We start from the raw sequence: 13,950 nt of genomic DNA on the forward strand, positions 1-13,950 counted from the left end.
TTATCTACAAGTTAGGACTGCAAATTTAATGCTCAAACATTGTTTGATATTTGAGCAAAATTATACACCTTTAAGCAATATATTTTGACATAAAGCTCACTAAAAAAGTGAGCAAATTTGATGATTCCACGTACTTAAAATGGTACTGGACAAATAAATTCGATACGTTCATCGGTTTGGGGATGATGAAAACTCAAACGCTCTGCGTGTAAACACAAACGCGGCATCAAATCTTGCTGGTCAGGCGCAGCATAAAGCGTATCTCCCACGATAGGATGACCTAAAAACTGCATATGTACACGAAGTTGATGCGAACGCCCTGTAATAGGGGTGAGCGCCACACGAGTCACTGGCTGACCCTTTATTTCAAAGTGTTCAATGGCTTTCCACTCCGTCACAGCAGGCTTGTTATGACTGGGCTCTGCAATATGTAACGGTGGACGGGATGGATCATAAATCACAGGCACATCAACAGTGCCCTGACCCTCTAAATGACCAGCCACAATCGCTTGATAGGTTTTATCGGTTTGGCGTTCTTGAAACTGACGAGAAATGGATTTTTGTCCCCAACGGCTGAGACCAAAAACCAAGATACCTGAGGTATCACGATCAAGACGGTGGATCAGTAGTGTTTTAGGTTCTAGTTTGACTAAACGATTGATCATACAATCTTGTAAGTCTTCTGTCTTCCCCGGAACGGTGAGTATACCTGCAGGCTTATGGATGACCATAAAGTCTTCATCTCGATGAATCAGGTGTTCGGTTAGAAAATTACTCAAGGTTCCATTCCAAGCTGATCGCGAAAACAAGCGGGCAATAATAAAAAGCTTAAGCTAGAAATACAATGCAAAAATCGTTTTTTTTAATCATGAACCGATATTGATTGCATTATTTAACGTCAAACGCCGAATCACAGTCTGTATCCATAAGCGATACATCAAGATATCACTCTATTATGACAAACGATTTCGAAATAACCACGCAGCCAAAGGCAAGGTAATTACGGCTAATATTAACATCGGTACAAAGTCCCATTTCACTTGCGCAAAACTCGCACCTTCCAAATACACCCGTTGTACCAAGTCTATGCCAAAGCGTAACGGGTTGGCATAAGTCAGCCAATTCAATACTTCAGGCATATTTTGCACAGGAGTTAGTAAACCAGATAAAAGTGTCAAAGGCATGATCAAAAAGAAAGTATACAGCATGGCTTGTTGCATATTCAGTGCAATTGCTGAAATCGACAGTCCCACACCCACAACGGCACTATTAAAGGCAAATAATCCAAAATAAAGTAAGGTCAAGGAGCCATTCATCGGGATCTGGAACCAGAACAGAATAATCGCCAAAATAATGGAAGATTGAATAACCCCAATAATAATCGGTGGAATGGCCTTACTAATCATAATCTGCGTCGGGGTATAGGGTGTAACTAAGAGCTGATCAAAAGTCCCTTGTTCACGCTCGCGTGCTACTGAAAGTGCCGAAAGTAACAGTGTCTGCATCATACTTAAAGTTGCAATCAGAGATGGCATGATGCCCCATCTCGACTCGACATTCGGGTTATACCATGTCCGCGCTTGTACCGTGATCGCGGAGTTGATTCCCAAACGTTCTTGATTGACCTGCCCTACTACATTGCTGATGTAAGAACCCGCCATACTTGCGGTTGATGAGTTTCCCCCATCTAGAATCACTTGAATCGGCGAAGCCTCTTGACTATTGAGCTTATCTTCAAAATCAGCAGGAATGGTGATGACCGCCAAGGCTGTTCGATCATTAATCACCTGTTGGATTTGTTGATTATTTTGCAAATCTGCTGTTCGTTTAAAAATTCCTGAACCATCTAAATGTGCTAAAACTTGTTGTGAGCTTTGGCTTCGACTTTGATCCAGTACAGCATAATCAACATGATTCACATCATAACTTGCGGCATAACCAAACAAGACCGCTTGAATAAATACAGGCGCGATTAAGGTCACTCGATTGGCTGGATCGACTAAAATAGCTAAAAACTCTTTTCGAATTAGTACCCAAAGATAACGAAACCAGCGCATTAACGTTGTCATAACACCATTCTTCCTTTCGTTAGCCCAAGCGCTTTTTCAGTGTACGCGCGGTCATTACTGTGAATAGCACGATATAAATCAGTAAAATGCCACATTCTTTGAACCATAAAGACCAATCATCACCACCGAGTAATAGCGTTTTAATCAAAGTCATATAGTGCGTTGCCGGTAAAACATTGCTGATGATTTGCACAATTAGCGGTAAGTTTCGTGTATCAAACACAAAACCTGAAAGCATCAAAGCGGGCATGAAGCTGGCCAGTAGTGCCATTTGACTGGCTTGAAACTGACTTTTTGATAGGCCTGAAATCATCAGCCCCAACAGTAACGACACCATTAAATATAAAAAAGAGGCACTCATAACAGAGAACAGCGATGCGCGGATGGGTACATCAAATAAAACATGTGCTGCAACTAAGCACATCACAATATCAATCATCCCAATCACGATATAGGGCGCCAGTTTTGAAAGTACAATTTCTAGAGGACGTACGGGCGTAACATATAATGCCTCTAAAGTGCCACGCTCGCGCTCACGTGCAATCAGCAAACCTGTTAAAAATGCGCCTACCAAGGTCAAAATTAGGACAATTAAACCCGGCACTAAAAACCATGTGCTATTTGCAGACTCGTTAAACCACATACGTTGTTCAACCGTGATAATGCCACCCACCGAAGCTGCATTGGTTCGGTCTGCTTTTATCAAGCTGGCGGTATTGAACGCACTGGTAATATAACCCTGCAAAGCCGAAGCAATACTGGTCGAACGGCCATTGGTAATGACCTGAACAGCACCCACTCCCTTTGCATATTGCTCCGCAAAGTTGCTGGGTATATTGACGATGGCATCAATTTCAGCATTGCCTATTGCAGCTTCAGCTTGACTAAAGCTTGGATAGTGCTTGACGGTAATGTATTTAGAGCCGTTTAGCCCACTCATCAGTTGCTGACTCTGTGGCGTGGGCTGTTGCTCCACCACCCCGACGCGTCCGTTGGTTAAATCGAAAGACAGTCCATAACCAAACAACAAAATTAAAATAATCGGTAGTATGAAACCGATCGCCATACTGCTTTTATCACGAAGCAGTTGTTTGGATTCTTTACGTGTCAAGGCAAACAGTCGTGTCCAGAAAGCTGAGAAATGATTCATCTGACGCTCCTCAGTTAACCTGCATGTCCGCACGGGACTGTTCAACGATGGCAATAAAAGCGCTATTCATATCGTTTACACCCTCTAACTGTGCCATCCCACGAATCTGTTGAGGTGTGCCAATCGCCAGCAACTTCCCTGCATCTTGAATCGCAATCCGATCACAATATTCAGCTTCTTCCATGAAGTGTGTGGTCACAATTATGGTCATGCCTTGGTTCGCCAACTCTCCAATGGTGTACCAAAAAGAGCGCCTTGCTAATGGATCAATACCACTGGTCGGTTCATCTAAAAATACAATTTCAGGCTGATGTAACAGTGCTGCTGCCATCGACAAACGCTGTTTAAAACCATTTGGTAGATCACCGCTTTTAGCATGTGGCTTAAGTTCAAATTGAAGCAATGCTTTATCAATTTGTTGCTTTAACTGTTTGCCTGATAAGCCATACGCCCCACCAAAAAACTTTAAATTATCCAGCACACTCAAATTGCCATACAGGGCAAACTTCTGCGATACATAACCAATTTTTGCCCTTGCCTGCGCACGAGCTGTACGCAAATTCATGCCTGCCACTTCCAACACACCACTACTGGCGGGCAGTAAACCACAGAGCATACGAAACGTCGTGGTCTTACCTGCACCATTGGGGCCCAGTAAACCAAAAATTTCGCCTCGAGACACATCAAACGAGGTACTGGCTACAGCGGTAAAGTCGCCAAAAGTGCGTACCAAATCCTTCACCACAATCACAGGGTTTTCGAGCTGCTGTTTTACATTCTGCTCTGTTTTCACTTGTGGTGGATCAGAGTTTTCTATCAAAGTTATTGAAGGGTCTAAAGCTAAATTTTCCTGTGCCAATACCGTTTTTTGAATATGTTTCGCCTCATGTAAAAGCAACATAAATGCATCTTCTAGCTCTGCTGCTCTCGGTTCCGCAACAACGCCTTTGGGCAAGAGATCTGCTGGAAGTGATGGGCTTTCAGTTCGCGTAATAAAACGCACTACATCTCCTTTGGGAACTGCATCGGCAATATAATATTGATTATCGAGTAAATGTGCTTGTAACACCCGCGCCTTCATGTCAGGTCTGGGTTTTACTTGCCATGTTTGTCCCTGTGCCTGAGCCGTCAGCTCGTCGGGTGTACCTTGCTTTAAGACTTGCCCATCCAACATGACATAAACCTGATGACAGCGCTCAGCTTCATCCATATACGCCGTACTGAGAATGACACTCAAGTTCTCCTCCCTCACCAATTGTTCAATGATGATCCACAAATCACGGCGCGAGAGTGGATCGACACCGACACTTGGTTCATCCAGCAGCAATAGTTCAGGTGAACGGACTAAAGTGCAGGCCAAACCTAACTTCTGCTTCATACCTCCAGAGAGTTTTCCTGCGGGACGCTCTGTAAAGCGCGCTAAGTCGGTAATCTTGAGCAAACGTGCAAAACGCTCCTTACGAACATTCATTGGCACACCATGCAAATCCGCATACAAGTCTAAATTTTCTTGAATACTGAGGTCTTCATACAAACCAAACTTTTGCGGCATGTAGCTGATACGATCTTGCACAGATTGTGGATCTTTGGCGACATCCATTCCTAAGACTTTTAAGCTTCCAGTAGTTGGCTCATATAAACCTGCGATCAATCTTAAAAATGTAGTTTTACCTGCACCATCAGGCCCAACCAAAGCCGTTAGTTGTCCTGCCTTGATCTGCATATTTATGCCTTGCAAAGCCTGCACATCATCCAAACCTTTTTGTTCTGTTTTAAAGGTTTTGTTTAAATCCGTGGCAATTACAATGCTCTCTACTGACATCGACATACTCCCCTGCCTTAAGGATTGTTTATGGCAGTTGGACGCGATGATTTGGCTATGCTCACTGTCACAGGCTGTCCCATTTTTAGTTGGTCATTCGGGTCATCGACATAAATATGGACTTCATACACCAAAGTCGTGCGAATATCTTGGGTCTGTACCGTTTTCGGGGTAAATTCTGCCACAGATGAGATATAACCAATTTTTCCTGTGATGGGCTGATTCGGTTGTGAGTCACGAATGACTTGTGCTGCTGCGCCCATGTTGATATATCCAAGATCCATTTCACTGGCATAAACACGCACCCATTTAGGGTGGATCAGAGCAATGGTATAGACGGACTTGTTTGAAGTCGTCATGTCGCCGACTTCTTGTAAACGTGCACGAATTACGCCATTAACAGGTGCCAGCAGCTTACTTTGAGTAATTTGGTAATCAATCAAATCAAGATTGGCCTTGGTCGATTCATATTGTGCTTTAGCCGCTTCACGATCTTCTGTGCGCGCACCTTTCAAAAGTAGCTCTAGGTTGGCTTTGGTTTCACCTACAGCCGCTTCCGCCATTTTCATATTGCTTTTTGCAGCATCAACCTCTTGCTTACTCACCGCTTGACCCGCAGTACTCCGATTTAAGACATTTAAACGCTGGTATTGTTTATCGGCATTTTCAAATTGGGCTTGGGCAGACTGTACTTTCGCTTTCGCTTGGGTAATCTCTTCAGGTCGATTGCCCGCAGCTTGTTCATTTAAGGTTTGCTGTTGAACTTGTAACTGTGCTTGGGCTTGCTGTGCTTGTATAGTCAGCGAGTCGGTATTCAGTTCGGCAAGAACCTGACCTTTTTGAACGCGATCACCTTCTTGAACAGCCAAGCTTTGAATACGTCCAGCCGTTTCAAATGCCAGCGAGACTTGTCGAATATCGACATTGCCATATAGCACCAGATGATCGGGATCGGCTTTGTCTCGACTGAACCACAAAAATGCAGCCGCTACAGCAATCAGCAATACCCCAACCAGCAGTATGAACTTACTTTTGTTCATGTACACCAAACCTTCGCTTAGTTTTAATACAAGTTTAAATTTAATTTAAACTATAACAATTCAATTAAGAAAGATATACTTCAAGTCTAAATTTTGATGCAGAGTAAATTATGTCTAGAGCTGGACGTAGCGATGGTGATTTAACCAAATCGAAAATTTTGGATGCTGCTGGCCGCCTAATTGCTCAGGATGGTTTTGCAAAAACCACGAGTAAAGCCATTGCCAAGCTGGCCGAAGTCGATTTAGCTGCCATTAACTATCACTTCGATGGTCGTGATGGTCTGTATCGTGCCGTACTTGCCGAAGCACATACGCATTATATTGATGAACAAGAACTCTTGACCTTGCTTAACAGCTCTAAAACGCCTACTGAAAAACTGGAAGCTTTTTTTGAAAGCCTGATCGGTAAGCTGGTTGAAACCGATGTCTGGCATAGCAAGGTGTTTGTTCGTGAACTTTTTTCACCGACCACCCACCTATACACGTTTATGCAAAATGATGGTGCGCGAAAGTTTCTTTTGGTCAAAAAAATTATTAGCCAAGTTTCAGGCATTGATGAAAATCACCCTGTACTTTTGCCTTGTGTACTCAGCACAGTCGCGCCTTGTATGATGCTGATTTTGGCAGATGCAAATGGGCCAAGCCCACTTAAAAATGTCTCCAAGCTTGAACCTGCGCTTTTGGTCAAACATCTCATGACCTTTTCAGTCGCAGGTTTACAAGCCGCTAAACAACTTTATCTTTGATAAACCAACTGTCCTTATGTAATTTAAAACCATAAAACCAACCCGTACTACTTTTCCCACGGCCGGCCAAGCCTTTAAATACACAATGCCTTTTAATCCGAAGATTATGGCAAACTACCAATTTAGTGGAGTCAATGATACTGATTCCCGTATCTTTTCCTTTCACCTGGTGGAAGAAACTACTCAGAGCTTGCAAACAACGGGGCATGATTTCAATAAATCGGTTGTAGCTAAGCAGTTTAGTAAAAGCAGATTTCCAGAATGGAACGATCATTTGGCAATAAAAATATTTGAAGAATCTAAAACCGGATTGATGAAATAAAATGACAATGGTCATTGCTTCAGACAAGCTCAAGGCTGACTTTTTCAGCTTGGATTTTTGATCAGAAATTAAAGCTTTTTCTAAAGATTCATTAAATGTTTTGCAGAAATCGTCCAAAATACAAAATAATTCGGTAATATGATCCATCGAGAAGCCTTGTTTTATAACATTTTGTATTGAGAACCAATGTGTTATAAATTCAGGGCTTTTTTTCTACTCTTTTTTATATCGAACTCAGGTTAATTATATATTTATGAAAAAAAGCCGACGCATATGCATCGGCTTTTTCACTTCATCGGTAAATTTACCGATTTAGTTATGACTTAGATCGCGTCAAGTGCAGCATTCAAAGTCTCACTTGGACGCATTACTGCATTCACTTTAGCTTGATCTACTGCGTAGTAACCACCGATATCAACCGATTTACCTTGTACTTCAGTAAGTTCAGCAACAATTTTGTCTTCGTTTGCAGCTAAAGCTTGTGCAAGTGGGGCAAACTTCGCTTTTAACTCAGTATCTTCATCTTGTGCAGCAAGTGCTTCTGCCCAGAATTTTGCCAAGTAGAAGTGGCTGCCACGGTTGTCCAATTCACCAGTACGTCGTGATGGAGACTTGTCATTATCCAATAATTTGCTGGTCGCTTGATCAAGAGTCGATGCAAGTAATTTTGCACGAGTATTATCTTCTTTAATCCCCATTTCTTCTAAAGAAGCAGCAAGTGCAAGGAACTCACCTAAAGAATCCCAACGTAAGTGGTTTTCTTCAACAAGTTGTTGTACGTGTTTAGGCGCAGAACCACCCGCACCAGTTTCATACATACCGCCACCCGCCATTAACGGAACGATAGACAGCATTTTCGCGGAAGTACCAAGTTCCATAATTGGGAACAAGTCAGTGAGGTAGTCACGTAAGATGTTACCTGTTACAGAAATGGTATCTAAACCACGCGCAACACGCTCAAGCGTATAACGCATCGCACGCACTTGAGACATGATTTGAATGTCTAAACCAGTCGTGTCGTGATCTTTTAAGTATTTTTGAACTTTTTTGATCACTTCGTTTTCGTGTGGACGGTACGGGTCTAACCAGAAGATCGCTGGCATGCCAGAGTTACGTGCACGTGTTACTGCAAGTTTAACCCAGTCGCGAATTGGTGCGTCTTTCACCTGACACATACGCCAGATATCGCCTTCTTCCACGTTTTGAGTCATCAACACTTCACCAGTGTCAATGTCGGTGATGTTTGCAACACCCGCAGCAGGAACTTCAAAAGTCTTGTCGTGTGAACCGTATTCTTCAGCTTTTTGCGCCATCAAACCTACGTTTGGCACAGTACCCATCGTACGTGGGTCGAAGTTGCCATTCCATTTACAGAAATTGATCATTTCTTGGTAAATACGTGCGAAAGTCGACTCTGGCATTACAGCTTTACAGTCATAAGGCTTGCCGTCAGCACCCCACATTTTACCGCCACCACGAATCATTGCAGGCATAGAAGCATCTACAATTACGTCGTTTGGAGAATGGAAGTTGGTGATGCCTTTTGCAGAATCCACCATTGCAAGTGCAGGGCGGTGTTCTTGGCATGCGTGTAAATCTTCGATGATTTCTTCACGTAAAGAAGTTGGTAAGGTTTCGATCTTTTCATAAAGACCCGCCATACCGTTGTTGACGTTAATGCCAAGTTCTTCAAACAATTTACCGTGTTTTTCAAACGCTTCTTTATAGTAAATTTTCACACAGTGACCGAATACAATCGGGTGTGAAACTTTCATCATGGTTGCTTTTACGTGTAAAGAGAACAAAATGCCTGCTTCTTTACAATCATCCAGTTGTTTTTCATAAAAGTCGCAAAGTGCTTTTTTGCTCATGAACATAGAGTCGATGATTTCGCCATCAAGTAACGCTACTTTTTCTTTCAATACAATGGTTTCACCAGAATGAGTGATGAGTTCCATTTTTACGTTACGTGCGCGGTCAAGCGTCATCGATTTTTCGCCATGGTAGAAGTCGCCTTCATTCATGTGTGAAACGTGAGTTTGTGACCATTGCTTCCATTCACCCATAGAGTGCGGGTGTTTTTTCGCGTAGTTTTTCACTGCAGCAGGTGCACGACGGTCAGAGTTACCTTCACGTAATACAGGGTTTACAGCTGAACCAAGACATTTGCCATAGCGTGCTTTAATCGCTTTTTCGTCTTCAGTGGTCGGGTTTTCAGGATAGTCAGGAATCGCGTAGCCTTTTGATTGAAGCTCTTTGATACATGCTGTTAACTGAGCAACAGAGGCACTAATATTCGGGAGTTTAATGATATTAGTATCTGGATCTTGGGTAAGACGACCTAGTTCTGCAAGATTGTCTGGGACTTTTTGCTCTTCTTTTAGGTATTCAGAGAATTCTGCGAGAACACGTGCGGCAACAGAGATATCAGTTTTAACGATCTCTACACCAGCAGGTTTAGTAAAGGTCTCAATGATCGGCAGTAGCGAATAAGTCGCTAGCAATGGCGCCTCGTCGGTCAGTGTGTAAATGATGGTTGACTTTCCACCAGCCATATATAGCCCCTTGCGTTAGATTGAGTTTTTTAGGGTGATGAGCTTCTGGCTCAACCCCTGCGAACCGATGTGCTTGAATAAAACCCTGAAAGTATCGTCCCTCAGGGCTTTCCAGTCAACGTAATATCCAGTGATAACGACATTTCGCCAGAAAATACCACTACAGCCTTCGTTTTTCAAAATTACGCCTTTCCACAAGGCTTTAGCTTTTGCTTAACAAATAAACAAATTTTTTAGCGAAATGTGTTATTTACCTCATTTAAGCCACAACAACAGATACTTTTCACATAATACAGTCTTCAAATCGTTTTACAGTCTTGTAGCCCTACATGCATAAGCATGACTTTTCTCAGCGCTAAATTTAAATCGGCAGAGCCATTCATCATGCCGAAGCTTAAATATTGATACATAAACCCTCTACGCGTACTCCCCCATTTTTACATTTTTAAACCTATGATTTTTATATGGTTGGTTAAACTGAATCTTTTTCCTGCAACGGTAAGGGTCAATTCAATGCTAAAAATGCTGCTTCCGCTCATTGGACTTGGTTTTTCTTCTTGGTGTTTTGCTCAAAATCCATTGAGCGTTCATGTGCTGAATTTGGAAAATGGTCTCCCTTCTGCCAATGTCAAAGTGACACTTGAAGCCCAACAGAATGATAAATGGACAGAAATCAGCTCAAGCACGACCGATGACCAAGGTCGAATCAATGATTTATATCCCAAAGATACGACCTTACAAAAAGGTGTATACAAAGTTACCTTTAAAACGGGTGATTGGTTTCGCCAAAAAAATCAGCGCTCATTCTTTCCAGAAGTGCCCGTGGTGTTTGTAATTGATGGTTCATTGGATCATTACCATATTCCGCTGTTAATTAGCCCATATGGCTATTCCACTTACCGTGGTAGTTAATGCAATAAATAAACGCATAAAAAAACCGATGTCTAGGCATCGGTTTTTGTCTATACAAAGTATCAAATAAAGTGGGTAAAGGATTAAGCCTTGAACCACTTCTCTGCTTTCGCTTGGTCTTCAACTTTTAATTCAACTTCAGTCAGCTCTGAGCCAGCAGCTTTTACGTCAAAGCTCATCAACTCATCACGGCGGAATGCCAAAATGTTATACGTACCTTCTTGCTTGGCATACTTTTCTACCAGTTTCACCGTTGCTTTGAGACCATCAATCGCAATGATCACATCATGGGCAGAAAGGCCAGCTTGAGCAGCAGCACCATCACGACGTGCGCTTTGCACCAACACGCCTTCTGGCTTATCTACAAGCTTTAAACCTAACGGCAATGACTTATCATTTTTCAGGCTATAACTTAAACCAAACTCAGGGAAAAGTTGATCCAGCGGCAACTCATCTGTGGTGTTAATTAAGTGATTGATTTGCTCAATCCAGTTATCACCCGTCAGCTCATTACACAACTCTACAATTGTACGCTCATGTACTTGTATGCCCTTTTGCGCGTTCTCATAAAGTTTACGCATAAGCGCGTCTAAGCTTGAACCACGTAAGCGCAAACCTAAGTCTAAGCATAGTGCAACCAAACAGCCTTTGTTGTAATAGCTGGTGCCTGCATTGTTCGAGTTTTCATCCTGACGGTAAAATTTCACCCATGCATCGAAGCTAGACTCAGACACAGACTGAACAAAACGACCTGGATTTTGCAAATAGCGATCAATCTGAGTTTTGAGTAGTTTAATATATGAGGCTTGGGAAATCACACCACTACGTAGCAAAATCAGGTCATCATAATAAGACGTGAAACCTTCAAAAATCCAAAGCAAAGAGGTATAGCCTTCTTTATTTAGATCATAATTGACAAAGTTTTCAGGACGAATGAATTTGACCAACCATGAGTGGAAGTATTCATGACTACATAAACCTAAGAAAAGTTGATAGTCTTCAGACGGCTCTTCAGGCTCGTTAGCTTTTGGTAAGTCTTCACGTGGACTAATCAAGCTGGTTGAATTTGGATGCTCCAAACCACCATAACTATTTGCTGTAGCCATCGTCATAAAGGTGTAGTTTGAAAATGGTGCTGAGCCAAACATTGAGATTTCTGTTGCACAGATTTTTTCAATGTCTTGCTGCATACGTGCAGCATTCATGGCATGTTTACCTGACACCACAAACTCGTGTGGGATGCCATTGGCTTCAAAACCAAAACGAGTCTGTTCTGCCAACTCAAATGGTGCATCAATTAGCTCGGCATAGTTTTTGGCTTTTAAAGTAAAACGACCTTTAACGAGGCTTTTTGAAGCCATACCAGTAGCCAATTGGAAGTGTTTCAGCTCATCAGGAAGGAACAGTTCAACTTCAACTGCTTTGTCCTCTTGCCCCTCTAAACCTAAGCAAGCACATGCAGGGTTTACATATAAACGGGTTTGATCTACATACGCACCGCGCACCGATAGATCATAGGCATAGACATCATACTCAACCGTAATCAGTTCATGGTCGGTATTAAAAAGACGCCATTTATTCTTTTCAAATTTTTGAATTTCTAACAAACGCCCTTCTTCATCATAAGCACGAACCGACTCTATATGCTTTGAAAACTCGCGAATGAGGTAACTACCCGGAATCCAAGTTGGTAATGAAAGTACCTGTGTTGGGTCTGCTACAAAGCGTAAAGTCACGTGTATAAGGTGCTGACGATAATCGTCAAATTCGATCTGATAATGCAACATAATGGGCGATACAAAATAAAATGAAATGAGTTATAACTTAGCTTAGCATTATTTACGCCAGTTTTGCGTCGCAGTCACATTTGTCTGCATTTTTGACTGGTCATTGAGGAAAAAAAGGCATAGCATTTGCAGCTGTTTTAGGTTTAAAAGTCACGGAATGGCTTGGTTAGGGAATTTCATTGAAAGCTGTCATCTACTTCATCGCTACACTCTTCGCCTTATGTTCAAGTTTCACTCAAGCGGCATTGCTCAATATTGTTCCTGAAACAGTTGAAGCTCAAGCTTGGACAGTTTTTGACAGCCAATCGGGGCAAATCATTGCAGAGCATAATAGTCATGTTCAACGTGCACCCGCTTCGCTCACCAAAATGATGGTGGCTTATATTGCACTCAAAGAAATCAATGCAGGAAAGCTCAATAAGAGCGAAATTCTTACCGCAACACCTGTGGTCAGTACTGTGATGTGGGATGAGTCCCAAATGTACTTAAAACAAGGTGAACAGATTTCTGTGGATCAGCTTCTAGCGGGTTTAGTGGTCATGTCTGCCAACGATGCAGCAGTGACTTTAGCGGAACGCATCTCGGGTGATATTCCAAACTTTGTTGCACGAATGAACCAAGAAGCCAAAGCACTGGGAATGACTGAAACGCATTTCCAAAACCCTGCGGGTATCACCATGCCAGAGCACTATTCGACTGCACATGATTTAGCGCTATTAGGCCAAGCCTTGGTGAATGAAACACCAGACTATTTACACTATTCAAAACAGCAAAGTTTTAGCTATAACCAACGCTTTCACCGTGCAACAAATATTCTGTTAAAACAAGACCCGACAGTAGATGGCTTAAAAACAGGTTATACCAAAGCAGCGGGATATAACTTAGCACTGACAGCAAACCGCCCGACCATGAATCCAGACAATCCAAACCGTCGCTTGGTGGTCATTGTTTTGGGTACAGAAAGTGCAGCTAAGCGTGCTGAAGTTGCACACAACCTGATGAATTTGTCTTATACCTATACTCGTAACGAAGTTGCGCTGAAAGATAAGCAAATTATCGCAGAACTGCCTGTAGTCAAATCGACATTGAAAATGTTCAAAGTGGAAAGTAAGCAACCGAAAATTGTGACCACATCACTGTACGATCAACCATATGCCATTGACTTACATGCCTTTGACCAGACCAACCAACGCATTATGCTCAATACAGGCAATGGCACTATACAACGCATTGATCCATTAGAGTCCACAAAAACGCATTTCAATATTGAAGTGTTGCAAAACAAGCTGACCGCTCCGCTGGCTGAAGTGATGCAATTAGCAAAAGTGCAGGTCTATCAAAACAATCAGCTCATTCAAACGTTCACCATTGAAGAAGATGTACAAATTGAAGAAGCCAATATTTTCCAGCGACTAATGTTTTGGTTCAAAAGCTTGTTTCCATTTTTATCAAGCGATGAACCTAAAGTAAAAACCTATACACTCGGTTAAGTTCGAGCAGTATCCCGAGTTTTATACTTTATGTAACTTGTAAGACAATCTAATTAT

General features: G+C 42.3%; 11 protein-coding genes. 3 read left to right on the plus strand and 8 right to left on the minus strand.

What is annotated here, in order from left to right:
• Window positions 1-134 precede the first annotated feature (134 nt).
• The 5 genes from MN200_RS09295 to MN200_RS09315 all read right to left on the minus strand — a co-directional run bounded on the left by MN200_RS09295 (window position 135) and on the right by MN200_RS09315 (window position 6,081).
• A complete protein-coding gene (locus MN200_RS09295) occupies window positions 135-779 on the minus strand; it encodes an RluA family pseudouridine synthase (RefSeq protein ID WP_242759243.1) in 645 nt (214 codons plus the stop codon).
• 174 nt (window positions 780-953) lie between these two features.
• Window positions 954-2,069, minus strand: coding sequence for an ABC transporter permease (locus MN200_RS09300; RefSeq protein ID WP_242759244.1), 1,116 nt, complete (start codon window positions 2,067-2,069; stop codon window positions 954-956).
• Window positions 2,070-2,088: 19 nt separating this feature from the next.
• Window positions 2,089-3,219 (minus strand): ABC transporter permease, encoded by a 1,131-nt coding sequence (locus tag MN200_RS09305; RefSeq protein WP_242759245.1) that lies wholly within the window; start codon window positions 3,217-3,219, stop codon window positions 2,089-2,091.
• A 10-nt stretch (window positions 3,220-3,229) separates the two neighbouring features.
• The gene (locus tag MN200_RS09310) at window positions 3,230-5,041 is read right to left on the minus strand and encodes an ATP-binding cassette domain-containing protein (protein ID WP_242759248.1); all 1,812 of its coding nucleotides are present in this window, start codon (window positions 5,039-5,041) and stop codon (window positions 3,230-3,232) included.
• Window positions 5,042-5,058: 17 nt separating this feature from the next.
• Entirely contained in the window at window positions 5,059-6,081 is a 1,023-nt protein-coding gene (locus MN200_RS09315) for an HlyD family efflux transporter periplasmic adaptor subunit (protein ID WP_058869466.1), read from the minus strand.
• Between the two features lie 110 nt (window positions 6,082-6,191).
• Between MN200_RS09315 and MN200_RS09320 the strand changes: the two genes are divergently transcribed.
• The gene (locus tag MN200_RS09320; RefSeq protein WP_242759250.1) at window positions 6,192-6,827 is read left to right on the plus strand and encodes a CerR family C-terminal domain-containing protein; all 636 of its coding nucleotides are present in this window, start codon (window positions 6,192-6,194) and stop codon (window positions 6,825-6,827) included.
• Here the strand turns inward: MN200_RS09320 and MN200_RS09325 are convergent.
• Together MN200_RS09325 and MN200_RS09330 are read right to left on the minus strand one after the other, a co-directional pair.
• The gene (locus tag MN200_RS09325) at window positions 6,808-7,296 is read right to left on the minus strand and encodes a transposase (RefSeq protein WP_058869464.1); all 489 of its coding nucleotides are present in this window, start codon (window positions 7,294-7,296) and stop codon (window positions 6,808-6,810) included. The two genes, MN200_RS09320 and MN200_RS09325, sit on opposite strands and share 20 nt — an antisense overlap.
• Before the next feature lie 176 nt (window positions 7,297-7,472).
• The gene (locus MN200_RS09330) at window positions 7,473-9,704 is read right to left on the minus strand and encodes an NADP-dependent isocitrate dehydrogenase (RefSeq protein ID WP_125273353.1); all 2,232 of its coding nucleotides are present in this window, start codon (window positions 9,702-9,704) and stop codon (window positions 7,473-7,475) included.
• A gap of 513 nt (window positions 9,705-10,217) precedes the next feature.
• Here MN200_RS09330 and uraH point away from each other — a divergent pair.
• A complete protein-coding gene (uraH, locus tag MN200_RS09335) occupies window positions 10,218-10,616 on the plus strand; it encodes a hydroxyisourate hydrolase (RefSeq protein ID WP_010326932.1) in 399 nt (132 codons plus the stop codon).
• Window positions 10,617-10,699: 83 nt separating this feature from the next.
• Here uraH and MN200_RS09340 read toward each other — a convergent pair whose 3' ends face one another.
• Window positions 10,700-12,403, minus strand: coding sequence for a M61 family peptidase (locus MN200_RS09340; protein ID WP_242759253.1), 1,704 nt, complete (start codon window positions 12,401-12,403; stop codon window positions 10,700-10,702).
• Between the two features lie 179 nt (window positions 12,404-12,582).
• Here MN200_RS09340 and MN200_RS09345 point away from each other — a divergent pair, with 179 nt between their 5' ends.
• A complete protein-coding gene (locus MN200_RS09345) occupies window positions 12,583-13,893 on the plus strand; it encodes a D-alanyl-D-alanine carboxypeptidase PBP6B (protein WP_242759256.1) in 1,311 nt (436 codons plus the stop codon).
• The last annotated feature ends 57 nt before the right edge of the window (window positions 13,894-13,950 follow it).

Source organism: Acinetobacter sp. LUNF3 (genome assembly GCF_022699605.1).
In the GTDB taxonomy this organism is placed as follows: Bacteria; Pseudomonadota; Gammaproteobacteria; order Pseudomonadales; family Moraxellaceae; genus Acinetobacter; species Acinetobacter johnsonii.